Origin of the sequence: Paenibacillus xylanilyticus, from assembly GCF_013359935.1 — a bacterium.
Lineage (GTDB): Bacteria > Bacillota > Bacilli > Paenibacillales > Paenibacillaceae > Paenibacillus > Paenibacillus xylanilyticus.
The window spans coordinates 568965-594655 of record NZ_JABMCB010000206.1 but is presented as its reverse complement, the minus strand read 5'-3'; the positions used below and the strand labels follow the sequence as shown (position 1 = coordinate 594655).

Below are 25691 nucleotides of genomic sequence, written 5' to 3'. Positions count from 1 at the left end.
GCGTCACTCCCTGTCTGTTACATTCGCAATATATTTTTCACTCTCGAAATTCCTGTCAATCGTTCGCTATGGGCACTGATCCACACATATCTCATCTTCTGCAGGCCAAGATAGGGTCACACAGAGCCCACCCAGTGAGGATTCTGTAATGTCAATGCCTGCCTGCTCTCCATATCGCAGCTGCAACCGCTGATTCACATTCCACAATCCGCAGCCCATTTCCTGATCCATCGTGCCCCGAAGCTTATCAAGAAGCCTCTCCCGCTCCTCATCGGTCATCCCATGTCCGTCATCTTCCACCATAAGAATCATCACACCATCACGTTTTTTCCCAGATATTCTGATCTCTCCGGCTTCCGCATCCGCCTCAATACCGTGAATTACCGCATTCTCCACCAAAGGCTGCACAATAAGCGGCGGGACCTCCTGCCGCATCATATACTCTGGCAGATCAATACAATAACGAATCCGGTCCATGCGCATCTGCTGAATTTCCAGATAACAGGTAACAAACTCGATTTCTTCTGTAAGCGGCACAACATCACGTTCCTGCCTTGTTGTGTAACGATAGTACCTGGATAAATTGTGTGACATGGCTACCACAGCATCCACGCGTTTCAACTTTGCCATGCTTGTGATGAAAGAAAAACAATTATAGAAAAAGTGCGGGTTAATCTGGGATTGCAGCTGCTTCAAACGGGCTTCGCGTACATGGATCTGTTCCAGATACACATGTTCAAACAACTGCTGAATCTGATCCACCATGGAATTGAATCGCTCCGACAAAAAGCTGAATTCATTTCGCCCCTTCGGTTCAATTCGTACCGAGTAATCCTCCTGCTTCAGTCGCTGGAAGCCACGAATAAGCTGCTTCACGGGCACCTGCACCTGAACGTACAACAGATAAGCAGCAAGAAAACTCATACCAAGCAAACAAATCATTGAAGAATAGAACAGGACATTCGATTGATGAATGGGTTTCAAAATATCGGATAAAGGCATATAATCCACCAGATACCAGCCTGTCGTGCTGGATTTAACCGTGTTCACCATGTAAGGTTCGTTGTCGATCACCACGGTACGGTTGTCCACATCCTGAAGTTTATGAATGGCCAGCTGGTCCATCAGCTGATTCGTCAGGGTACGATCCGAAGTCCGGTTATAGATGACTCCGGATTCTTCCCGGTAATAGAACGGATCATGCCTTCCGTCATCCTTGAACTTGTCCAGCATATCCCGAATGTTATCGCTATCAAACTCCAGCTTGATAATGGTCTCTGCATTCACGGCTGGATCCTTGATCCCATAAGGGGAAGCGGTAATCCAGCTGAACATGAATTTTTCGTCTTCTCCATCCTCAACCTTGCGCACATCCCAACCGGAAACCATACTTTCCCTGAGTGCCTGCTTATCATAAAAACGCGCATCCCGTTCGGAAACAACTCTGCCCATGGAAGGGGAATACAAATATAATTTTGTTGTCCAGTTCGATGAACTTTCCTGAATACTCAGCTTGTTTTGAATACGTTTAACCAGATTGATTGCATCGAGGTCAAAATACCGGCTATCCGCATAAATCCGCCGGAAGCTCGCAATATCCGGGTCATGGATAAGCAGATTGGGCCAAGATGATAACAACTCAATGTGTGTATTCACTTGATTCTGGAAAAATTCGAGCTGGTTACTATTGGAGCGATTCAATTCATCCCTGAGCACGGCCGTCGTTTTGTGATTCGAGTACCAATACAGCAATACGACCGGAATCAGCATAATCAGGATTAAGATCATCATTTTGGAAAACAGATTGGTCCGGTATGACATTTTTCATCTCACCTTGTCTAAAATTGTCGTGACATTAATTGTAATGATGTAAGCGGTAAAAACAATCTATTTTTTTCTCATGCGTCTCTCCGCCTTCGTCGTTTCATCGCTCCTCGTCAAACCGGCATATTAATAGCGTAAGCGTTACCATTAAGGGGATAAAGGTCACAAATCCAATATTTCTGCACTAATTGCAACTTCACATCACAAAAAAAAGCCAGCCAATACCGGCCAGCTCCTCGCGGATAACTACTATGACACCATTCTAAAATTTCTATCATGCTGCTATGTATTTACTTCTGTATTCTTATGGCATTGGCATAATCAAACACAATGTTCTGACCCTCTACTTCCACATCCAGCACAATATCGGCGAGTTTGCCCTTTACCTGGAGCGGAGACTGAGCAATACCTGAAAATGCAATTTTGCCTGAGAACGTTCCGTGAGGCTTGATCTCGAGATGTGCTGGTGTAAGTTCGACGGATTTCAATGCGTCATATAAGGGATCATCCTGTTGTCTGTAGCTTCTGGCCAAGTCGGGTAGAAGCACCGCTGCGACGGGTTGTCTGCTATAATTTTTAAGTGTAAGGTCACAGCTTACGATTGTACTGCCATCACGGGATACGTGGTACATACAGGAGCTGTCATTCTGAAGATAAGATACACCATGGATGCCTGTGGAGCCCCATTTGGCAACATACATCACCTTGTCTGTTATGTAGGAATAGCTAAGAATAATGACCACGACGATCAGCCAGAGGCGCTTCGCCAATCGCGGATGCGATGGCATGATCACTTTGCGTGTTAGATAAAAACTGCATCCCAATAAACCCAGTCCTATAAAAATAGTAACATGTACACCGCTTACGTAAGCTGTGGTATAGGGGGATAACCCCATCTTGGATAACATCCTATCTCCCACCGAATAACCCAGGTGGTGATTAAACGTAAAAATGATGGCAAAGAGCAGCAAAATCGCAGAGAACGCTAATTTCGTCCTCGACACAGGAACACCCCCTATTAAGCTACCTGATTATATCATAAATTTCCTAATTATGATGTACAATCCATATCAAAAAAATCAAGGCATCTTCGACTTTCGCCGAAAACACCTTGATTATTTGGGAAAAGATCATTTTATTTGGACAGAAATGCGTCGAGCTGCTCCTGTTTGGCTGCAATAATCTTGTCAATGCCTGCGGCTTTCAGCTTCTCCAGATACTTCGGTATCATCTCGTTTGGATCTACCGCACCAGAGGTCATACCCGGTTTAAACTGTTTGTTTACGTTATTGACCGCTGCAATTTCGTTTTTGACAGATTGACTGTTGAAGGTAAAGCCGAGTGCAGGTGACTTGACTCCCTTGGCATTAAACTCCTTGAATTTCTCCCATTTCTGAGGATCTTCATTATCCCAGAGGAAGTTCAGGAACTGGTTGCCAAGCTGCCACTGTGCACCGGGATTATACGTGCGGCTGTTGGCATCCACGCCTGCAGGCAAAGTGATAATATTGTCCTCGCCGTCTTTTTTGACATAATGTTTGCCTTCAATACCGAAATTCAGCAAGTTGTTGATCTCCTTGTCAGAGTGGAGCAGGTTGATAACCTGCATCGCTTTCTCCGGCTGCTCGGAAGAACGTGAGATCGCCAGCATGGCTCCTGAAGCATCTCCGGTAGTAATGGTTGGCTGCGTCATCTCAATCTGAGTCAGTGGATATCCGACGTACCCTTCTTCTTCTTTGTCCTTCCCCGGTTTCATGCCATCGGTCCACATAAAGACCTTGCCTGCCTTCGCTTGATCCTTAGGAAATACATTGGAAGTTGCTGCATCACTATTGATATATCCTGCCTGATACCATTTGCGCGCCAGTGCAGCAGCCTCCTGAAATTCAGGTGTCTCCACTTCATTCAGCACGGTTGTTGTCCCTGCAGTTTTGGAAATGACTCCAGGTACGGATGCATCACCGAGATAATCCCAGTCGAGGTTTTCAAGCAGCCCATTCCCGTTGGTGTTCGAGATGTAGAACGGAGTAACCGCTGGTTCGTTTTCCTTGATCGTTTTCAGCAGAGGTTCCAGATCGGACCACGTTTTTACCGTAGTCAGGTCAAGTTTGTATTTATCTGCCAGATCCTGGCGCACCAGGACACCGCGCGTAGCTGCCAATTCCTTGTTTGTCGGAACGCCATAGTTCACGCCATCAACCTGGGAACCTTCCAGAAAGGCAGGGTCCAGATTTTTCTTGATATCCTGCCCATACTGGTCAAGCAGATCATTCAGGGGCAGGAATGCCCCTTTTGCCACATTGACGGTGTAGTTCTGCCATGCCGCCGTAAAAATAATGTCCGACTTTTCTCCGGAAGAGATCATCAGATTGAGTTTGTTATCCCACTGCCCCCAGTCGATTGCATTGATCTTGAGGGTAGCTCCGATCTTGGGCTCCATTTTTTTGTTGATCTCGGCTTCTACCAATGCTACGTCTTTCTGTGGTGTCCCTGGATAATACAAAGTCACTTCATAGGATTTGCCGCCGCTTTCTCCGTTCCCACCGCTTTCTGCACCTTGCGTCGTTCCACCTTTGTCTGATGAACATCCTGCAAGTACCAAACTTAGTGCCATAGCGGCTGCCGCGAGTCGCGGCCATACCTTCAAAGACTTAACCAACTGAACCCCTCCCAATAAAATGTTAGACTTTGCGAGCGTTTTCCCCAATTCGCATGTTACCCGAGTCTGACCTGATGTTTCATTGCACTGTATATTAGCCCTTTCAGTCTATCTTGGGATCATCCATTTTTCCGCTAACCGGGCCGGAGTTATCCTTTCACAGCACCCACCGTAAGCCCTTTAATGAAGTACCTTTGGAAGAACGGATAGGCCAGCACAATCGGACCGATGCCCACGACAGCCATCGCCATTTGCAGCGTTTTGTTGGGTAGATTCAGCAATCCGCCCTGCGACGAAATCTGTGAAGAGACATTGGAGTTGGATGTTAAATATTGAATATCGAGCAGCGTTCGGTACATGAGGTACTGAAGACTGATCGTCCGGTTATCGGAAATAAAAATCATGCTGAGATACCAGTCATTCCAATAATTCAGCGTACTGAACAGCGCCACGGTAGCCATAACCGGCAAGGAGAGCGGCAGTACGATCCGTGTAAACGTTCGGAGCTCTCCTGCTCCATCGATCCGTGCCGATTCAAGAATCGATACCGGAATGGAATTAGCGAAGAACGTACGCATGACCAGAACGAAGAACGGCGATAACAGCAGGGGCAAAATCAAGGCCAGAATGGAATTTTTGAGATCCAGCACATTGACGTATACGAGATACCAAGGAACCAGCCCCCCGTTGAACAGCATCGTGAAGAAAATAAAGAATGCAAACCATCCCCGGTAAGGCAGATCCCTTCTGGAAAGAGGATAGGCATATAGTGCAGTCAGCGCCACACTGGTAATGGTACCTATCACCGTTACGATTATGGAAATGCCGTAAGAGTGGATAATTTGATCCATATCCTTGAACAAAAACTCATAGGCGGTCAGGCTAAATTTTTCGGGAATCAGCTTATACCCGTTCGCAATAACCGTTGTCTCGTCCGAGAAGGAGATGGCGAAGACAAGCAGGATGGGCACGATGCAGGCAATGGCATAAAAGATGAACATGCCGTGGATGATGGACGCGGAACGTCGCGACACTGCTAATGGATCACGTGATTTCACAGCTGACTTGCCTCCTCTCAAAATAGTGCATTATCTTTATCCATTCTTCGGACGATTGTATTGGATACAAGGACAAGTACAAAACCGACAACTGCCTGATACAACCCAGCCGCAGAAGACATCCCAATGTCGCCACCAATGAGGAATGTGCGATATACGTAGGTATCCAGTACATTCGTTACCGGGAACAAAGCCCCCGATTCCAGTGGAACCTGATAGAACAGACTGAAGTCCGCGTAGAAAATCCGGCCAATCTGGAGCAGTGTCATAATGACAATTAGGGGGACCAGAAACGGAACCGTGATGAACCGGATCTGATGCCACTTGCTTGCTCCGTCCAGCACAGCGGCTTCATAGTATTCTTCATCAATGCCCACGACAGCTGCCAAATAAATGACGGCATAATATCCAATGTTTTTCCACGTGTTCACAATCGGTAGAATGTAAGGCCAATACTTTGGCTCCGAGTACCAATCAATCGGCTGCCCGCCAAAGAGCTGCAGAATCGTCGAGTTCATGAAACCCGAATCCTTGCCGAGAAAGGCCAGAACCAGGTAGCTGACCACGATCATGGACAGGAAGTAAGGGAGCAGCATAAGTGATTGATACAGTTTGGACATTGCCTTGTTCTTCACTTCATTAAGCAGGATTGCGAGTCCTACTCCTACGACCAAATTCAGCGCAATGAACACGGTGTTATAAGCGATGGTATTACGGGTGATCTCCCAAGCATCACTTGTCGAGAACAGGTACTTGAAGTTATCCCAGCCGCTCCAGGGACTGCCCCAAATACCGTCGGCGTAATTCACATTTTTAAACGCAATCAGGACCCCAAACATCGGCATATAATTGTTCACCAGCAGAAACAAAATTCCTGGCAAAAACATGAGATACAGCACTTTAAATTTCCCAAGATTGTACCATACAGACTTCCGCTTGCGGACCGATCGTTCCGGTATATCCGATATCCGTACGCCCTTACCCGCCTGGGGTTGTGTATTCATAACCTCTTCTCCCTCACTCCTCTTGATTTCCTTCCTCAGGATGAAAGCACCGCTGTGTATCCTGTGGTTCAAGTATACGGCTGGGAGTTCCGGCCCACTATCTGCTGTGGTGACCTCTTCACTTATCAAATGATGACTTTTACATGAAACAAAACAAAACAAAACAAAACAAAAGACGCAGCATGCTGCGTCAGCGCTAGACGGTGCGGGACTGTTTGCGAAACTCCTGTGGGGTAATGCCCGTGCACTTTTTGAACATTTTCGTAAAATGGGAGTAATTATAGTAGCCCACCTTGCCCGCAATATCGGTTACCTTGACGGTTGATTCGGACAATAACATTTTTGCTTTGGCTACCCGGCGCTGCAAAATAAACTCAGAGAGCGACATCCCCTTCTCCTTCCGAAACAGGCGGGACAGATATGCAGGGTTGAAGCCGGCAAAAGATGCCAACTCCTCCCGCATCAGATCCTCCCCAATATGGTTCTCGATATATATGCACAGTTGATCAACCACCGTCATGGGGCTGTGATCGTCGGGATACAGTATCGGAATGGCACGGCTAATGAGATCCAATGTCCATTGCTTCAATTGCGGCAGGGAACGGGTGACCATGCTCTCTTCCGGCTCCCGCTCACCCGGATACAGACTGCGTACGGATACGCTTTTCTGATGAAGCAGGGGATAGACCACATGCAGCATGGCGTGATAGAACAGGCGCAGAATCTCAGGAGATAACTGTTCCTGGGCAGCCAGCAGCTCGAATATTTCTTCCACGCGCTCCCGAAGATCGTCAACTTTGCCAGTCTCGAACAAAATGGACAGCTCGGAGAACCAAGGGATCGGCAAGAAGCGATCCTCCGGTTCCCTGCCCTGCTCGTCATACACGAAGACTCCTTCAAGCTCCCTGATATTACGGCGCTCCATATCCATCAGTTCGTTCAAAAGGCCCTGCAGTTCGGTCACGGCAACAGGAACGCCCACATAACAGGACAAGCGGCAGTAGAAGTACGTCCCGCACTCCTGAATGTACACTTGGCAGCCCTTTGCAACTTGGCTTGCAATTGGTACGACGCCACCCTGTTCATACGCGAGTACAATATTCAGACCGCTATGGTCCTGAAATACTTCCCCCGGCTGTTCACCAAGTATCATCTCCTTGGCTGCATTGCGAAGGGCATATTCCAGCACCTCCTCATCACGCAGATCAAACTCCCTCACCCATTCCTCCACCGATATGACAATCGGCAAAACGCGTGCGTCGGGATCAATTTCCGCTCCATATACTTCGGCCAGCTCCTGGAGTCGTGGCTTGGTCAGAGTAACACGTTGAGAGATGGCATCTTTCCAGAATCGCTCCGTCAGGAGCGGTTTATGGGTTTGCCAGCGTTTATACACGGATTCATATATCTTATTGGTACGTGAACGCTGCTCTCCGGCTTTGATTTTGTCCACAGCCTTTGTGACGATCTTGAGCAGTTGATCCGCCTGAGCAGGTTTTAACACATAATCAAAGCTGTTTAACTTGATCGCTGTCTGTGCGTAGTCAAACAGAGCATGACCTGTCAGAAAAATGGTCAGTATGCCGGGATCATGCTTCAATACCCAGCTCTGCAAATCCAGACCTGTTTCCCCCGGCATTTCAATATCAGAGATCAGGATATCTATGGAATGACTTTGAAGCACCATTCTTGCTTCTTCGGCATCACCAGCACTGAATACCTGATCGATTCCTGCCAAGCTCCAATCAATCCCTTCCACCATGGCCTGAAGGGCATAGACCTCATCATCCACGATTAACAGGTTCCGCATAAGTTCCCCCTTCTTCAGCCTCCGTCTGGGCGGGCAAATATAGGATGACCGCTGCTCCACCAGCATCCGGATTTCGGAACTCCAGTCTCGCTGTGTCGCTGTATTTCACAAGCAAACGGTGGGCAACGTTCCAGATCCCGATGTGCTGTCCGCTGGGGTCCTCCGCATATAACCCCTGCTGCAGCCGTGTAAGCATTTCCTGCTCAAACCCTACGCCGTTATCCTCTACTGAAAGCCTCAAATTGGTGGCGCAATCCCCCTCCCCCATTCGTTCGGATTCACCATCGGATAACGTTTTCGTTTCTTTGGCTGTAATACGAATCACAAATGGTTCGGTACGCCGTTTAAACCCGTGAATGATTGCATTTTCCACAAAGGGCTGAAGTGTTAAAGGTGGCAACATATACTGGCCAAGTCCCTCATCCACGTCCAGGGAAAAATTCAGTTTGTTCGGAAATCTGAGCTTCTGAATCTCCAAATAGTGACGAATGTGTTCCAGTTCTTCATCCAGCCGGATGACACGTTTGCCTGCCCGGAGACTGAACCGGAAATAATCGGCCAAATGTCCGGCCATCTGCTGGACCAGCTCATGCTTTTGCAGTGAAGCCAGGCTGTGGATTATATTCAGGGAATTCAGGTAAAAGTGAGGATTAATCTGCATCTGGAGCTGCTTGAATTCGGCTTCTCTGGTGCGCAGCTGTTCTTCATAGACATCAATCTTCAGATGCTGAATCTCGCTTGTCATTTGATTGAAACTACGGGTTACGAACTCCAGCTCCGATGAAGCCGGCGGTTCCAGCCTCACATCAAGTTCGCCCCGGCTAACACGTCTCATCCCCCGAATCAGTGTATTCATGGGTCGAAACAGCAGCTGTCGCAAAAAGACAAGTGCTGTGATCAAAATGACCGCTGCCCCAATAGGCAGCAGACGAATAATCTGCTGAAAAAAGGGCAGGTTACGCAGCATATCCTCTTCCGGCAACAGGACAATATAATTCATCTTGGACATCGCAGAGGGCATACCCAGCATCAGGTATTGACGTGCATCCCCCCTGGACGTAACCTCCGAAATGACCTGGTACGGATTCTCCAGACCGGAGAGATGTGCTGCAGCAAGCTTGATCTGCGCCGGGTCCAGGGAAGAACCCGACAGTGCACCCCCATTGCTATCCACGATGACTGCGCCTCCACGTTCACCGGATTCCGTGAATTGTTCGGGATGATTCAGCGCGTTCATATCCACAAGTGCACCAGCGTAGAACTGCTGGTTGATTCGTACTGTTTTGACCAGTGCATTCCACGCCCCGCCGCGAACGATGCTCCATTCCGGCTGCTGGATTTCATCGTCCAATTGCGTCATCTGAACAGGCATGCTCTCCCGCACAAGTGACATTTTGACATCATAACTGCCCGAAGTCGCCAGCAGCAGGTCATCATTCACCGCATCATACAGGAAAAAGGAATCAATCAGATTGTAAAATCCGATATCTGTCATAAATTTGTTCATGATTCGCTGTTTGGCGATGATGTAATCCCCGCTGCCGTATTTCAGGAAAAAAAGCGAAATAATATCCGGGTCACGCTCGCCCAGACTGTATAAGTACCGATTGGTTTCCTGCAGTACTCGCTCATTCTGCTCTACACTTTTCGCAAGATGATTCATGTTGGTGAGAGATACTTTATCGCGCACAACTCTTATCGCATAGACATTGTTATAGTACAGCAGCAGGAACAACGGCAGCATAATAAGTGTCAAGCCAATCATGAATTTGAAACGCAATGAACGGATAAAGTTCATGGATTCCCGCCCTCTTGTTCTCGTTGAATTGGATTGCTCTCAAACCTGTAAACGTTATCAAAAATAAATAGTTCATTTATTTGATACTTCCTCAAGGCTGGAATTTTTCCATATTTCTTCCTTTATGGTGGCATGTTCATTGTAATCATGCGGATTACGCATTGTCTATATGTTTAAGTGACCTAACTCTGTCATCTATGGTGACCTGATTCAGCAAACACTTCCATTCTGTATGGTCTACCCATTCTCCATTTTGTAAAAAAAATCCTGCTTCTGTCACACTTGCGCTGTTCCCCAAAAATAAAGCTTCCTTGCTCTCCTCTTCTCCACGAACGCCCGGTTCTGACATGCATACGATATAGCACGCCTTAGGACTAAGGTGGAAGGAGGCATGTGATGTGAATATTCAATTGGTACCGCTGCATTATGTATATTTGGCTTTTATCGTGCTCATCGTTGCCGTCATGGTCCGGCGCCGGGATACCACGATCATCTGTGTTGCCGGTGTAATGACGATCGGATTACTGGCAACAGAGACGTTAAGTGGTGCGGTGTCAGGAATCTTTAATAGTTTTGTCTATGCCGCAAAAGAACTGCTCAGCACGATCTTTATTATCTCGATCATTGTAGCCATGAGTCGGGTGCTGATTCGCACAGGTATTAATGAAGTGATGGTCGCACCGTTAACCCGATTTATTCGTTCACCACAGGTGGCTTATTGGGGAATTGGGCTAATCATGATGACTGTCTCCCTGTTTTTTTGGCCTTCGCCTGCGGTGGCTCTGGTTGGGGCCGTCTTGCTTCCGGTAGCGGTTCGTGTAGGACTTCCGCCCATCGGGGCTGCCATTGCGATGAACCTCTTCGGGCACGGTATCGCCCTCTCGGGGGACTATATCATTCAAGGGGCTCCCAAATTGACTGCTGATGCAGCCGGTCTTCCGGTTACCTCCGTTATGACGGCCAGTATTCCTCTCGTACTCGTCATGGGTGTGGTATCCACAGTGACGGCCTTCTGGATGCTGCGAAACGAGATGAAGACTGGAGTGTCAGCTCCGGTTCGCCATCCAGTTCCAGGTGATTCGTTAAACGGTCTTACTTCTCCAAGTGAAGCTCTGCCAGGAGCCGAAATTGCACCAATTGAACAACGTCAAGCCATACCGATACGATTACAAAAGGCATTTGCTCTAATTATACCGTTGCTATTCGCAGTGGATGTCATTTTGATGTTTGTTCTCCAGCTTCAGGGCGGGGATGCTACAGCCCTGATCGGTGGCACGGCGGTATTGATTCTGATCGCGGTCACCCTCGCTGCACATCGGCATGAGGGGCCTGAAGAAACAACGAATTATTTAATCGAGGGGTTTCAGTTTGGATTCAAAGTGTTTGGTCCGGTGATACCGATTGCAGCCTTCTTTTACCTGGGGGACGCAGCCATTACCGAATTGTTCAGTCATCCTCTGCCTGATGGTTCACACGGCATAGTTAACGACCTGGGCGTTGCCCTTGCGGGATTAGTCCCTTTGAATGACACGGTTGGTGCGATAACGATGACCTTGACCGGAGCGGTCACAGGAATGGATGGTTCGGGGTTTTCGGGTATATCGCTGGTTGGCTCCATCGCCTCGATGTTTGCTGGAACAGCTGATTCTGCGCCCGTATTAACAGCACTCGGTCAGGTGGCTGCCATCTGGGTTGGCGGAGGTACCTTAATCCCTTGGGCTCTGATTCCGGCAGCTGCCATCTGCGGGGTCAGTCCATTTGAACTGGCACGCCGCAACCTGAAGCCGGTACTGCTGGGATTGACGGTCACAACCATTGTAGCGATCTTTCTAATTTGATAAGTGCATTCCTTTAACTGTTTTTTTGGAAAGAAGTTTGCTGCCGGGCCCAGTTCCACAGCTTATTCCGACTCCACCCCGCCAAACGCAGCAGCTCCATATAAGGATCTCCATGCAATCCCAGCACTGCGGCAAAGGCCGGCTCTGTCTTCAATCCTTCCTGTTTCAGTCTGCGGATCTGAGCATGCCCTTCAGCACCCCAGAGCTGCAACAACTCCCACTCTACGAGCATATGAAGGTAAGCATTCTGACTGATGACCTGTATCGATTGGGCGAAAACCTCCACAGGCCAATCCTCAACTTGAAAGGAACAGGTCACATAAGCATGTCCATCAGCCAGCCCTACTCCGCGTTGGCAGGAGAAATGCGACATCCCGCTATACTGCTGCGTCACCAATCTTTCAAATGCGTCCAGGTCTGCAGCTTCACACAATATATCGAGATCACTGCCCGGAATGTCCACATCTATGGGAACAGTTCCGGCCGGATAAGGTGTGTATTCATTCAAAATGGAGAACAATTCACTCTGCAGGAGCACCCGGTGGGCTTCCCGCTGGCGTTTGTTTCCCGATTCCAGATGTGCCATAACCTCTGCTGCCGTCTTCATGTCACAGCCTCGGGCATCGAATCACTCTGCCGCTCCTGTAATGACGTGTTTTACACGTCCAACCTGTCCACTTGTCAAGCGAACTTTAATGCCATGGGGATGTGTAGGGGATTTGGTCAGCAAATCCTTAACGATACCCCTTGTCAGCTTGCCTGTAGGCTGATCCTGCTTCAGTACAATATCTACCTCCAGGCCAGGTTTAATGTTTACTCGTTGTTGTCCGTTCATAAACAGTCCTTCTCCTTCCTCTTGCAACGTCATCCATTCAGCTAAAGGTTCAACAAAGCTTCATCTATTGTAGACCTTTTGGATTCAAAACGAAAGCCATGTCCGCTGCTTGAAAACGTGCAAACCTTATTTCGGGTCTGCATCAGGGTCGGATGACTTGTTCTTCATCTCTCTCAATGCAGATCGATAAACCTCATCTGCACTTTTTTCAACATCATTCGATTCCGTTACGGCTGGTTCCTCTTCCGATTCAGATTGTGTGCGGAAATGAAGCAAAGCCTGGCGGTATGCATTATCGTTGCCTTTCGTTTCATTTCCCTGATCCCGGACTGGATGGCTCGCCTCCATCCTGGATTCTTGCAGTGCAGGCTCTGTCTCTTCCGGATCGCCATGTTCCGAATAATCCACCGAATGGAGTGAATCTACAGTTTCTACGTCTTGCTGCTCTTCTTCCTGTAGAAGGACAGGCTCTTGATCTGCCGCAGCAGTTTGGGCAGCCCTTGCTTCTGCTGCTCTGCGGGCCGATTTCGAGTTAAAGATCATCAGAAAAATAACCCCGATTACAACAATTACTGCCAATATAATCAACATGTAAGCATCCTCCTTGTCATCGCCTGTGGGCAACATATCAATATATTGGTTCCCCAATCTGCGAATTATATTTCATGTTGTTTCGTATAGAGCAGCCGAGTACCGGGAATGCTCCAAACAGGATTGTCAGCAGAAGAACATTTTAGGAGGAATGATCCACATGAACTCACGTGCCATATTGATCAATATCATTGTCATTCTGGTGATATTGGGGGCAGGCGCCGCAGGCATTTACTATTACAACCAGTCCACCAGCTATGTCAAAACGGATAATGCCTCCGTCACTGGTCAGCCCGTATCCGTCGCTTCCACCGTTAGCGGTGAACTTCAAACCTGGAAAGGCAAAGTAGGCACTTCGTTTAATGAAGGGGATACAGTCGGAACTGTCTCCGCAGGCGGAAAATCCACTCCGATTACAATGCCTGTTGGCGGTACCATTGTACAGGCCACCGCTGTGGAGAATTCACTGGTTTCCGCCGGGAATCCACTGGCTAGAGCATATGACTTTGATAACTTGTATGTTACCGCGAACGTGGAAGAAACCGTCATCGACAAAATCAAAAGCGGTCAGATTGTTGACGTGTACATTGATGCTTTTCCAGATACCACACTAACAGGCAAGGTCGATACGATTGGACTCGCTACGGCTTCATCCTTTTCCCTGTTGCCGTCCTCCAATACCAACGCCAATTACACTAAGGTTACACAGGTCATTCCGATCACCATTACGATTGAGGGTTACAAAGGTCTGGGCGTGGTACCAGGCATGAGCGCCACTGTGCGCGTTCATATATAAGGTCAGCCGATGGATAATCAATTGCCGCTCGGAAGAACCATTGCCGTCCTGCTGCTCGGCGCCTTTATTGCCATTCTGAATCAAACCTTGCTCAATGTGGCGATCCCCCATCTGATGAATGACTTCAACGTCTCGGCAACAACCGTACAATGGCTGTCAACGGCCTATCTGCTTGTCAATGGTGTGCTCATCCCCATTACGGCCTATCTGATTGAGTCATTCGGGACCCGCAAACTGTTCATCATAGCAATGCTGCTGTTCACCGTGGGTTCTGCCATCTGCGCGATCAGTCCTGGATTTACGGTCATGCTGATTGGACGTATTGTACAGGCCAGCGGTGCGGGAATTATTATGCCGCTCGTGATGAACGTATTTCTAACGGTCTTCCCTCCAGAGAAAAGAGGGACAGCCATGGGGACGATGGGAATCGCCATGATGTTTGCTCCGGCGATTGGTCCTACCTTGTCCGGCTGGATCGTGGAGCACTACACATGGCGCATTCTGTTCTATATGGTCATACCGCTTGCCTTGCTCGATATCCTGTTTGCCTTTCTTTGGCTAAGAAATGTATCCAAGCTCAGTTCTCCCAAATTCGATGCGTATGGTGCTCTCTTTTCAACAATCGGATTCGGATTTCTTCTCTATGGATTCAGCTCTGCAGGAGACAAGGGGTGGAGCAGCGCAATTGTACTGCTGACCTTGATCATCGGTATTCTCTTCATTACGTTCTTCGTTCTCCGTGAAACCGCAATGAAGTATCCCCTGCTGGAGTTTCGTGTGTTTAAATACGATATATTTACCATTTCCACGCTGGTCAGTGCCACCATCAACATGGCACTTTTTGGAGGCATGTTGTTACTCCCGATCTATTTGCAAAATATAAGGGGATTCTCCCCCCTGCAATCCGGGCTGTTGCTGCTGCCAGGTGCATTGCTCATGGGTGTCATGTCCCCGATCTCGGGAGCTCTGTTCGACCGGATCGGCTCTCGTCCCCTGGCCATTGTGGGCTTGCTGATTACAGCATTCTCCACTTTTGAATTCAGTAAATTAACCGGGGAAACGCCCTATGGTCACATTATGATGCTGTATACACTCCGCAGCTTCGGCATGTCCATGCTGATGATGTCCGTGCAGACCGAGGGGTTAAACCAGCTTCCCCCTCATCTGACCAGTCATGGTACTGCGATGTCCAACACCATCAGACAGGTAGCTGGCTCAATTGGAACAGCCTTGCTGATTACCGTTATGGCTACTCGGTCGGGAATTCATCTGGCTGACTACGGGAACACGGTAACTACAACCAATGTACCCCTGACTGAACAAGTCGGTCTGCTGGGTACGGAGATGGCAGCCATCGCAGGCATGCCACCTGAACAAGGTTCAAGTCTGGCATTGCAGCAGCTCTACGGCATCGCTGTCCAGACCTCGACGATTGAAGGCATTAATGATGCCTTTATTGTCGCCACCTGGATTTCGATAATTGGTTTGATCCTGTCACTGTTTCTGCGCCGGGCACGCTCCCGTCCCCGTCCGGTGAAGACAGAACAGTAAACGGACCGCCCTTGAACATAACTAAAAAACCGCAGGTTCCTCATATGAGAACCTGCGGTTTTTAGTTAGCTTACTGCGGTTGTTTCAAGGATGACACGCCGTCCTTGGCAGCTTCTTTGGCCTTTACTGCAAGCAGATCGGATACCGTTACGAAGCGGTATCCCTCTTGCTGGAGTTTGGGCAAAATTATTTTTAGTGCATCCGCCGTCTGGGATTTTCCTTCCACCTTGTCATGAAACAGAACAATATCCCCGTTACGGGCATTTTTCAGCACTTTGCTCGTGATGGCTGTCACTCCAGGAGAAGCCCAATCACGTGTATCCTGATGCCAGGACCACAGTACAATGGTATAGCCTTTTCGTTTCGCGGCCTCAATGACCATATCATTGTAAAATCCTCCGGGTGGCCTGAACAACAGCGGGCGTTGTACACCTGCATCAATAATGGACTGCTCTGCGGCCGTCATATCCTGCGTATACTTGTCCTGCACTGTGGATCTGACAGCATAAGTATGGGCATAGGTATGATTCGCTACTTCGTGCCCCTCCTGCTGTTCCTGCACGATCAGTTCAGGGTATTTCTCTGCCCATTTACCCAACACGAAAAAAGTGCCTTTGGCTTGATACTGCTTAAGCAGAGCCAGAATCTGCGGGGTCTGTACCGGGTCCGGACCATCGTCAAAGGTTAACGCAATGAGCTTGTCATGTGTAGGTACCTCCCATACAATCTCTCCCCGTTCCTCGTAGTATTGACGGTTCTTCTGAACAGGCTTCGCATAGGCAGAACTAGTGCCGAGCATGAAAATCAGGGTGAACAATCCGATTGTTCGGGCTGCCTTCAGGTTCATGTTTATGTCCTCTCTTTGTCGTTAAACGTAAACTCCCTGTTAGCATTTCCCGAATTGCCTGAACTATTTAACGGAAAATCTGGTCAATCACTGCGATCTCCTCAGCAGACAGCTTCACATCCAAGGTTTTCAGATTATTGATGACCTGTTCCGGTTTCTTCGCTCCCGGAATGAGCGCATCAATCGAAGGCTGAGTCAGGTACCAGGCCAGAACCAAATGTGCAACCTCAGCATTTTTGGACTCGGCAATGCTGCGAAGCTGCTCCACTTTGTCCAGGTTGCGGATAAAGTTTTCTCCCGTGAACAGCGGGTTTTTGGCCCGTCCATCCTGGAATGTCGTATCTCGATTATATTTGCCACCCAGCAGCCCGGCTGCCAGAGGGAAGTATGGAACAAAAGAAATTTCATGTTCTGCTGTGTACGGAAGCAGTTCTTTCTCGGCCTCTCGTTTAAACAGATTGTATTCGGATTGCAGCACATCCACGTATCCATCCCGATTCGCTTCGCGCAGCTGTTCAAGAGAAAAGTTGGAAACCCCAATGGCGCGGATTTTTCCTTCGTCCTTCAACCGCTTCAGCGCGCCTACTGCTTCATCCTTCGGTGTGTGTTCATCCGGAAAATGAATATAGAACAAGTCAATGTAATCGGTCTGCAAACGTTTCAAGGCTTCATCGACAGATGCTTTCAGGAAAGCAGGCGAATTATCGTGTACTACGCTGCCATCCACGAATTTGTGGGATGCTTTCGTTGCAATGATGGTCTGCTCCCGCTGCCCTGTTTCTTTCAGCACCTCGCCAATTAATCGCTCTGAATGTTCAGGTCCATAGATGAAGGCTGTATCCACAAAGTTAATGCCATGCTTCAGCGACGCACGAACCACTTCCTTGCCTGTTTCATCATTCAGCATATCAGGATAGATATTATGTCCTCCTACTGCATTTGCACCCAATCCGATCGGGTTAACGATCAATTCGGTTTTCCCCAAGCGAGTCTGTTGTTCTGCCATGTCTCATCCATCTCCTTTTCCCGAGCTGTAAATAAGTACAACCATAAAAAGTAGTGTATCTGACGATCAACATATTATATCAAAACCATATACACATTTAAAATATCGGATTTATCGGCTTAGCTGTTTTTCAACACAGTCGCTTCAACATCGTTGATAAACCGCCGTAGTTTCGCAGCCACATCACGATTAATCTCCCCATTCTCATACAACTGCTGCACCGTGTTGCGCTGCTCCTGAATGGCGACCATCTGCAACTCGAGCTTCTCCTGATTGAACGGATCTTCAGTCTTGCCCTGATTCCAACTCCTAAGTCTGGCGATGACCCGCTCATACTTCGCAATAACTGACAGTGCCACGGGCCGGTTACCATCATTCATATGAGCACGAATTGCTTTGATTGCCGCTTCAGAGGTACGCAGTTTAACCTGACGGAACAGATCCGCATTCTCAATCATAAAAGGCTGGTCCGGTTTCTCGGTACGATTCGTAAATAAATGTCCAAGCACACGTCCAATTTCACTGATCGAGAACATCATTTGGGTATTGGTGCGATTTGCCAACATCATTTCCTTGCGGTCCAACCAGCTGTTACATTTGAACGCGGCTTCAGAAGCTATTACGTTCTCATCCAGCATATTTTCAATTTCCCTGCGTTCCGCTCGTGTACCAATCAGGTTAATGGCAGTTTCCTGCTTCAAAATGTCTTTGCGTTTACCCGCAGTCAGCTGCCCTGCAGCCTGCCTGATGTATTTGGACAAATCGGAAACTACAGCGAGCGCGGCGGCTTTGTTCTCGTCGGTCATCTCGGACTTGACTGCCCGGATGGCAGCATTCAGCATAATGTCCTTTGCTTTACGTTCTGTCGTTTGCTGCGATCCATCCGTTGTCTTCTCATCATTCTTGGCCAGCACAGGTAGAAACACGCTTGCAGCAATTAAGGTAAACAGGATGACTCCGGCTGCCAGGAAAATAATTAAATCCCGTTCGGGAAAAGGAGATCCGTCCTGAAGCACATACGGAATGGAGAAAGCACCCGCAAGGGTTACGGCTCCTCTTACACCTGACAGGGAGATAATCGATATTTCTTGCAGTCTCGGCTTACCTATCGGTGACTTTTTACGGAACCATTCATTCCCTTGCCAGAACAGATAGATCCAGACAAAACGAAGCAATAGCAACAACAAGGAAATCAGTCCGACATAACCCAAAACCTGCAGATTATTAAACGATACATTCACAAAGATTGTGCTCAACACATCCGGAATCTGTACCCCCAGAATGACAAAAACCAATCCATTCAGAATAAATAAAATAACCGACCACGTGCTTGCAGAAACCACCTGCATCTTCAGCTGAACCGATTCAGTGCGGTCACGTTCAATGGCATGGATGATACCTCCTGCCACAACAGCCAAAATGCCTGAAACCCCAATCTCTTCACTCACCAGATAAATAACGAATGGTGTCAAAATTTGCAGCAGCATATGAATGGTCACATCTTCCATACCAAGACGCCGGATCCAGACACCCAGCCGAATGAGCAGAAAGGATAATACTGCACCAACCAGCAATCCCCCAATCGCAATAATCAGAAAGCTGAATGATGCCTCCGCCAGAGAAAACACGCCTGTTACGGTTGCAGCAATCGCAAATTTGAATGCAACCAGACCGGATGCATCATTCATCAATGCTTCTCCCTCAAGAAGTCTATGTATGCTTTTGGGCAGATGTACACGCCCTGCCATGGCACCAACCGCTACCGCATCTGTCGGAGACAGGATGGCTGCAAGGGCAAAAGCAGCAGGCAGCGGAATAGTCGGTATGAGCCAGTGAATGGCGTAGCCTGCCACGACCACCGTAACAAAGACAAGTCCCAGCGCCAGCAGTAGAATGGGAGCCCTCAGGTTCCACAATTCATGCCTTGGCGTTCGTTTGCCATCGTTATATAACAAAGGAGCTATAAAGAGCACAAAAAACAGTTCCGGGTTCAGCGGCAGATGTACCCCTGCAGGAAGAAGCGCAATCGCAACCCCCAGGGCAATCTGAATAAGCGGAACCGGAATGAAAGGTACAAATCGGTTCAGGATGTTCGACAACCCGATAAGCACCAGCAATACAAGTACCGCTATAAACAGTTCCATGATGATAATCCCTTTCGCTATTGATGTGATAAAGCCAATCGGAGTAGTCTTATTTTAACATATATCCGGTTTTGTTATAAAAATGTTGTCATATTCATTACCCTGCAAGTGAAGTCAAGAATAGCGCAGATTGAAGAAATTCGGTTTGAATCTGTTTATAAGATGTTACAATATGCTCATGACAATACCCGATTGGAAAGGAACTTGGTATCTATGGCGTTTGGCATTAATCGGCAGGAGTTGTCAGAATGGAAAGATCGCGTATCAAACGGCGAGCTTGCCTATCTTACTCATTTCTGGATAGATCCGCGTTTTCCCGGCATTACTAGTGTGACCAAAGTAGGCTGCTCGAATCTGGAACGTCTTGAACAATGGTGTTTTGAACACGGACTTGATCCTCGCTACATTCATCGGCGCGAACCTTTCCCTCATTTCGACTTGCTTGGGCAAAAGCAAAAAGTAATACTGATGGAGGCCGGATTGACTGAACATATTCAGCGTTTCCATCTGTGACAACCCTGCTTGAAAAGAAAAACGTCAGTCGTCAATGTTCCGTCCCATTAATGGGAAGAACCTTGACTTCTGACGCTTCAAACCGATTATATTCAACGATGTGTTTGTTCCAATGCTTTCATTTTCTCCAGCAGCTTCAGTTCAATTTTCTTAAGCATCCCTACCATCTGCTGCTGCTCTTCTTCCGTAAGCGCTTGTAGTAATTCCCACGTCATGCGTCCACGGTTGGCATTCAAGGTTCGGGCGAGCTGCTCTCCATCCTCTGTCAGGGACAGCCAGACAATTCTCCGATCCTCTTCACTGCGTACCCGCTGGATCAACCCTTCACTCTCCAGTTGGTTTAAGACAATCGTGGTAGCTCCAGATGATAAACTGAGCTGTCTTGCCACATCGACAGCCATACAGCGCTGTTCCCTTAAAATCATGCCCAATATATGACTCTTAGTCGGATTCAGTTTGCAGTTTGTCTCCGTCTTCTGCTGCTGATCCAATACTTTATTCTTATATCTGAAGAAGGCCTCCAACAATTGATCAACGTTTGCCAATTGTGAGTTTTGCTCCGTATCCGGACTCATAACGTTCCTCCTGCCTTTCATCATAACCTACCTTACATTGTAACATATTTGCACTTTTTTGTTTGTGAAAAATGCGCTTGCTTCATATTCTTGTACCTGTTTGTAAAATTCATGCTTATTTTCACGTTTCATGTGACAAGCTACCTTATAGCATGATGATTGAACCATTAGAAGGAGGTCATGAAGCTTGAACATTTATATTGTTTTCGACAGCGAGGGCGGACATACACAAGCGCTGGCTGAGGCGATTGCAGCTGGAGCAGCCAGTGTGCACGGAGCAACCGTACATCTCCACTCCACTGAAGAAGCCGATGTATACAAACTGGTGGAGATGGATGCCATCATATGGGGTTGTCCGGGTCATTTTGGTTCGATTAGCTCTGGACTGAAGAAGTGGATTGATAAACTGGGATACCTCTGGGCTGAAGGTAAACTGGTGGATAAGGTAGGTGCCGTTTTCTGTACGATTGCCACCGAACATGGGGGTCTTGAATCGGCACTGCTGCATCTGCTGACCCCCATGCTGCATCAGGGAATGATTATAACCGGACTGCCAGGGAACTTTGCCGACAACGCCTTGTATGGTTCATATTATGGTGTCGGTGTTACCTGTCCGGTAGATAGTGACGTTCTGCTAAGTGATCAGGGTATAGCTCTTGGCAGAGCACTGGGTGAGCGTGTCGCCCGGATCACCAATCGCCTGATTACCTGACAACCGTTTCATTTGACTGAAGTATCTCATTTTCTCAAGCCTGCATTCCTTCTCCACCAATCATGGCCTAGAGCAGCAGGCTTGAGTTTTCTCTCCTCTTCAAAGTGATATTGCAACTGCCTATTGCATAATCGCAGCAGGTTTGTTTATAATAACTTAAAGTTACTTTTAGTTACTTAATAATTTTTATAAATCTGTTGTTAGAAAGTAATATAATAACATTGCAAGGGAATTTTACGTATGAATGACAATAATCCATTAAATGTAGATGTCTGTATTGTTGGAGCAGGACCAGGCGGGGCCCTTCTCTCTTACTTGTTGAACCGCCAAGGAATATCAACCGCATTGATCGAACGACAGCCTCATCTGCACAAATCATTCCGCGGCGAATTGCTCAATCAAGATGGTGAAGCTGTGCTGAGCAAGCATGGTTTGTTTTCAGGCGTAGTCCAGCTTGGAGCCTTGCCTCTGGAGCAAATTCAATACTGGGAGAACGGACAGATTATTCATACGTTCCACCCCGCTGAGGGAGAATCGCATGTGGGCATTCATATACCTCAGAACCATTTGCTGGATTTTATCGTTTCAGAGTCGCAAAACCTGCCGCACAGCCACGAACATGTACTGTTTAATACCGTGATGACCGGCCTGCTGAGGGATAAGACAGGAAAAACGATTGGTATCCATATTCGGCAAAATGGTGTTCCCTCTTCCATACAAGCATCTGTCATTGTTGGTGCGGATGGACGATATTCAGCTGTGCGCAAACACTCGGGCCTCACCCCGGATGTCCGTAAACATGGCTACGATCTGTTATGGGCACGAATTCCTGCACCTGTGGGCTGGGAACCAGCCGTGCGCATGGCGAGCATGGATGGTCAGCAGCTGGCGCTTTTCTCCCAATATGGCGGCTATGTGCAGATTGGCTGGAACATTCCGCAAGGTTCATTCTCCAGTCTGCGCGAGCAGCCGTTTGCCCCTTTTGTGGAGAAACTTGTGGCTGCATTCCCATGTCTCTCCGATTCGGTTGCAGCACATATCCAGACATGGAGTGATTTTGTACTGTTGTCCGTAGAAAGCTGTTACAGCGAATCGTGGACACAGGATAATGTGGTTCTGCTCGGTGATGCTGCACATACCATGACGCCTACGGGAGCTTTTGGCCTGAATGCAGCGCTTGAAGACGCTGATGCCCTTTCGGAGATCCTTACCCGGATGGCTTCTGATCACTTCAAATTTACGGAGCCGTTGCAGCAGCTGCAAATCCTTCGCGGCGACAAGGTGAAACAGCAGCTTGCACGTCAGGTCGAGATGGAGTCTTCCTTTCAGCAGCGTTACGAATCCCTGCGCTAAAAACGTACCGAAATCTTACGCATTCAATCAAACAAGCCGACGGCTCCTATATAGAGAAGCCATCGGCTGTTTTGATCTGTAACTATAGCCAAGCGAAGAATCCAAAGAATGCTGATAAGTTCAACGAATGCAACTAAGATTTTCTGTTACTTGGAGCTTCAGGACTCCAGTCGATCAAACTTCGCTGCCATTCATTGCACTTACCCGAAGTTCCGTCAGCGGCAGTGACTTCTTCTCCGGATGACGCAGATGAACCGTCCGGCTCTCGCCTGGCAGCAAGTCGAAATAGTTGTCGCTGAAACGGACACGTCCCAGAGGAAGCTCCAGCTTGACCAATCTTGCGATTGCGCGGCTGGCCGTAACGGTTACAGACTGTTCCTCTTCATTTACATGCACACTCAGTTGAGACTGCGGCAGCAACACGTCCTTTGGATCACGCAAAAAGTAGCGGTTAAACGGTGCAGCAAATCCTTCGGCGATCAATTCAATCATCACTTCTTCAGCACGTCTCCCCTGCAAAACTTCTGCTTCGACTAATGCTCCAATCTTTGCAGCGGATTGGGGTTGAGCTTCAACAGGCAGTGCACCGGAATAGACTTTCTCGCCATTCAGTTGGTATACATTGATACGGAGATGTCCCCGTAAGGACTCCAATGTATCGTTGACGACCCATAATGTAAGAGGTTCGCCTGGCTCATGTTCCAAGGATAGCAAGATCGGATGGAAGAACGTCTTACCATAATAAAAGGATGCCTTGGGCAGCAGCTCGTAATCAATCATGGACCAGCTTGTTCCCGGCCAGCTGTCATTCAGCTGCCATACAAGTGCCCCGCTATTCCTGTGATTGATCCGCCGGAAATGTTCAATACCGTACCGTAAACCTTCCGCTTGAGTCAGCATAGAAAAGTTCATATACTCCTCTATATTTTGCGGAATCCCGGTATATCCTTCCATCAGAAGAATGCCCTTTTGATGATTGGTATCCTTGTTGCGGTAAGCCATCTCGGGACTTCCCCAGTAAAACTGCCCTTCAGGCATGTTTTTCTCCAGCGTGTAACGGTTTGCCGACGCATGCATGCCGAATTCACTGCTGAACAAGGCATAATCCTTTTTGTAATTTTTGAACGTTACACCTTCGATGCTGTAATCCAGCAGCGGTGGTTCGCCGTATTTCCTTGGATACACAGAACCATGCCATACCTGCCAGTTGTGGCGGTCCCCGACATCCGGGTCATTGGCGTCATTGCCGCCCTTGTCTCCATACGGGGAAGATGGCCAATACGGACGTGACAGATCCAGCCGCTCCAGCGCCTCAGGAATCAGTTCATGATAGATCAATTCCCCATAGAATGGGCTGGTAATATCTCCACTGGCGGATTTCATATCATACAGCCAGTCAATCTCGTTATTGCCGCACCAAAGTGCAAGTGATGCCCGGTTTCGCAGCCTGATCACATTATTTTCAACTTCGCATCTGACATTTTCCATGAAATCATGATTGAAATCAGGAAATAATGCGTTCGCAAAGGCAAAATCCTGCCATACCAGTACTCCTTGCCGATCACACTCATCGTAAAAGACTTCCTTCTCATAAATGCCGCCTGCCCAGACCCGCAGCATATTCATGTTTCCTTCGACGGTTAACTCGATGAGCTCACGATACCTTGAATCGGGGATCGCACCGATCAGATGGTCAGCCGGTATCCAGTTCGCTCCCTTGGCGTACACCTTGATCCCATTCAAAATAAAAGCAAACGCATCCTCTCCTCGCTCATTGTGGAGGGCAAGCTCAATGGTTCGTATTCCGTAAGGCTCACTATAACGGTCCACTTCAATTCCATCCGCATATAGAATAACCTCCAGGGAATACAAATAGGGTTCACCCAGATCATGCGTCCACCACAATTGCGGTGACGACACCACCAGCGTTGTATCTGCCTTTCCACCTTCCACAGCCAATCCATCAGCTCGTACCACCTCAATACCACCAGCATCCATCAACCGAACATTACATGTCGTGACCACAGGTTGCTCACGTTGCTGTCTGCTGCGGAATGACATCACCGATTTCACATCTGCCGTGACGTAGATAACCGCCTGCTCCTTGCTGACAGATTCGGTTCTGGCATATACACTCTCCAGCTTCGCCATCACCCGTCTCTCCAATCGAACCGTGCCCCAGATGCCTACGGTAACCATGCGCGGCCCCCAGTCCCAGCCGAAATTCATCGCCGCCTTGCGGAGCCATGGCCGTTCCTTGGTATAAGATGACCAGTCGAATGTCTCCTTGTCCAAGTTGTGCAGTGTTAAAGGGTCAAACCGGACTGCAATGGCGTTCCAGCCATTACGGACCAGTGAGGTTACATTGAATGCGTGGGACATGAGCATATTGGATGTTTTCCCTACTTCATGTCCGTTCACATACACCGTAGCGAATGTATCCAAACCTTCGAAGACAAGCTCGAAATGTTCCTGCTCCTCTTCACCCTTGACCAGATTAAAGTTGGTACGATACCACCATTCCTTTTGCTCGATCCAGCGACTCTTGGCATCGTTATGCCCAAAATACGGAGGATCAATAATGCTGCGCTGGATCAGTGCTGAATGAACATCACCTGGCACTTCCGCCCCAATCCAGAAGCGGTCGTCCAGTGCAGCTGCAGCAATGTCCATGGCCCGCTTTTCCCCGACTTCAAAGTGCTGTATCTTCCATTGACCCGACAAATCCTGACTTGAATATTCTCTCTTCATCATTTGCCTCGCTCCCCAGATCCCTG

Annotated in this window: 21 protein-coding genes; 6 read left to right on the top strand and 15 right to left on the bottom strand. The window is 48.2% G+C overall.

All coding sequences use genetic code 11. The annotated features are described in order from the left end of the window. Window positions 1-66 precede the first annotated feature (66 nt). From HP552_RS34565 to HP552_RS34535, 7 genes are all read right to left on the bottom strand, one after another. Window positions 67-1821: a sensor histidine kinase gene (locus tag HP552_RS34565; protein WP_175399819.1), complete on the bottom strand. Its 1755-nt coding sequence runs from the start codon at window positions 1819-1821 to the stop codon at window positions 67-69. A 293-nt stretch (window positions 1822-2114) separates the two neighbouring features. Next, window positions 2115-2828 (bottom strand): hypothetical protein, encoded by a 714-nt coding sequence (locus HP552_RS34560; RefSeq protein WP_175399818.1) that lies wholly within the window; start codon window positions 2826-2828, stop codon window positions 2115-2117. Window positions 2829-2959: 131 nt separating this feature from the next. Continuing rightward, window positions 2960-4483, bottom strand: coding sequence for an ABC transporter substrate-binding protein (locus HP552_RS34555; RefSeq protein ID WP_175399817.1), 1524 nt, complete (start codon window positions 4481-4483; stop codon window positions 2960-2962). A 149-nt stretch (window positions 4484-4632) separates the two neighbouring features. Continuing rightward, a complete protein-coding gene (locus tag HP552_RS34550; protein WP_175399816.1) occupies window positions 4633-5541 on the bottom strand; it encodes a carbohydrate ABC transporter permease in 909 nt (302 codons plus the stop codon). Between the two features lie 17 nt (window positions 5542-5558). Then, on the bottom strand, window positions 5559-6545 hold the full coding sequence (locus HP552_RS34545; protein ID WP_175399815.1) for an ABC transporter permease: 987 nt from the start codon (window positions 6543-6545) through the stop codon (window positions 5559-5561). A 196-nt stretch (window positions 6546-6741) separates the two neighbouring features. Beyond that, a complete protein-coding gene (locus tag HP552_RS34540) occupies window positions 6742-8355 on the bottom strand; it encodes a response regulator transcription factor (protein WP_175399814.1) in 1614 nt (537 codons plus the stop codon). Continuing rightward, window positions 8330-10153 (bottom strand): sensor histidine kinase, encoded by a 1824-nt coding sequence (locus HP552_RS34535; protein ID WP_175399813.1) that lies wholly within the window; start codon window positions 10151-10153, stop codon window positions 8330-8332. The genes HP552_RS34540 and HP552_RS34535 overlap by 26 nt, the downstream gene beginning before the upstream one ends. Window positions 10154-10617: 464 nt before the next feature. On the opposite strand from HP552_RS34535, the gene HP552_RS34530 reads away from it, so the two are divergent. Beyond that, window positions 10618-11991 carry a hypothetical protein gene (locus tag HP552_RS34530; protein ID WP_376769008.1) on the top strand — a complete coding sequence of 458 codons (1374 nt, stop codon included), beginning with the start codon at window positions 10618-10620 and terminating at the stop codon, window positions 11989-11991. A 13-nt stretch (window positions 11992-12004) separates the two neighbouring features. On the opposite strand, the gene HP552_RS34525 is transcribed toward HP552_RS34530, so the two are convergent. From HP552_RS34525 to HP552_RS34515, 3 genes are all read right to left on the bottom strand, one after another. Next, window positions 12005-12598: a DUF4269 domain-containing protein gene (locus HP552_RS34525; RefSeq protein WP_175399811.1), complete on the bottom strand. Its 594-nt coding sequence runs from the start codon at window positions 12596-12598 to the stop codon at window positions 12005-12007. A 21-nt stretch (window positions 12599-12619) separates the two neighbouring features. Further along, the gene (locus HP552_RS34520) at window positions 12620-12826 is read right to left on the bottom strand and encodes a YwbE family protein (RefSeq protein ID WP_175399810.1); all 207 of its coding nucleotides are present in this window, start codon (window positions 12824-12826) and stop codon (window positions 12620-12622) included. Window positions 12827-12952: 126 nt separating this feature from the next. Further along, window positions 12953-13417 carry a hypothetical protein gene (locus tag HP552_RS34515; protein ID WP_175399809.1) on the bottom strand — a complete coding sequence of 155 codons (465 nt, stop codon included), beginning with the start codon at window positions 13415-13417 and terminating at the stop codon, window positions 12953-12955. A 160-nt stretch (window positions 13418-13577) separates the two neighbouring features. On the opposite strand from HP552_RS34515, the gene HP552_RS34510 reads away from it, so the two are divergent. Further along, window positions 13578-14213, top strand: coding sequence for an efflux RND transporter periplasmic adaptor subunit (locus HP552_RS34510; RefSeq protein ID WP_175399808.1), 636 nt, complete (start codon window positions 13578-13580; stop codon window positions 14211-14213). A 9-nt stretch (window positions 14214-14222) separates the two neighbouring features. Continuing rightward, window positions 14223-15764 carry a DHA2 family efflux MFS transporter permease subunit gene (locus tag HP552_RS34505; RefSeq protein ID WP_175399807.1) on the top strand — a complete coding sequence of 514 codons (1542 nt, stop codon included), beginning with the start codon at window positions 14223-14225 and terminating at the stop codon, window positions 15762-15764. 70 nt (window positions 15765-15834) lie between these two features. On the opposite strand, the gene HP552_RS34500 is transcribed toward HP552_RS34505, so the two are convergent. The 3 genes from HP552_RS34500 to HP552_RS34490 all read right to left on the bottom strand — a co-directional run bounded on the left by HP552_RS34500 (window position 15835) and on the right by HP552_RS34490 (window position 19761). Further along, on the bottom strand, window positions 15835-16611 hold the full coding sequence (locus tag HP552_RS34500) for a polysaccharide deacetylase family protein (protein WP_175399806.1): 777 nt from the start codon (window positions 16609-16611) through the stop codon (window positions 15835-15837). A 67-nt stretch (window positions 16612-16678) separates the two neighbouring features. Then, window positions 16679-17617: an aldo/keto reductase gene (locus tag HP552_RS34495; protein WP_175399805.1), complete on the bottom strand. Its 939-nt coding sequence runs from the start codon at window positions 17615-17617 to the stop codon at window positions 16679-16681. 119 nt (window positions 17618-17736) lie between these two features. Further along, on the bottom strand, window positions 17737-19761 hold the full coding sequence (locus tag HP552_RS34490) for a Na+/H+ antiporter (protein WP_175399804.1): 2025 nt from the start codon (window positions 19759-19761) through the stop codon (window positions 17737-17739). Window positions 19762-19974: 213 nt separating this feature from the next. On the opposite strand from HP552_RS34490, the gene HP552_RS34485 reads away from it, so the two are divergent. Further along, on the top strand, window positions 19975-20274 hold the full coding sequence (locus HP552_RS34485) for a hypothetical protein (RefSeq protein WP_175399803.1): 300 nt from the start codon (window positions 19975-19977) through the stop codon (window positions 20272-20274). Between the two features lie 92 nt (window positions 20275-20366). Here the strand turns inward: HP552_RS34485 and HP552_RS34480 are convergent, their stop codons facing one another. Beyond that, window positions 20367-20849: a MarR family winged helix-turn-helix transcriptional regulator gene (locus HP552_RS34480; protein ID WP_175399802.1), complete on the bottom strand. Its 483-nt coding sequence runs from the start codon at window positions 20847-20849 to the stop codon at window positions 20367-20369. A gap of 187 nt (window positions 20850-21036) precedes the next feature. Between HP552_RS34480 and HP552_RS34475 the strand changes: the two genes are divergently transcribed. Both HP552_RS34475 and HP552_RS34470 read left to right on the top strand, forming a co-directional pair. Then, window positions 21037-21561: an NAD(P)H-dependent oxidoreductase gene (locus HP552_RS34475; RefSeq protein WP_175399801.1), complete on the top strand. Its 525-nt coding sequence runs from the start codon at window positions 21037-21039 to the stop codon at window positions 21559-21561. Between the two features lie 240 nt (window positions 21562-21801). Next, window positions 21802-22914 (top strand): FAD-dependent monooxygenase, encoded by a 1113-nt coding sequence (locus tag HP552_RS34470; RefSeq protein ID WP_175399800.1) that lies wholly within the window; start codon window positions 21802-21804, stop codon window positions 22912-22914. 174 nt (window positions 22915-23088) lie between these two features. Here the strand turns inward: HP552_RS34470 and HP552_RS34465 are convergent, their stop codons facing one another. Then, the gene (locus tag HP552_RS34465; RefSeq protein ID WP_175399870.1) at window positions 23089-25665 is read right to left on the bottom strand and encodes a beta-mannosidase; all 2577 of its coding nucleotides are present in this window, start codon (window positions 25663-25665) and stop codon (window positions 23089-23091) included. Window positions 25666-25691 lie beyond the last annotated feature (26 nt).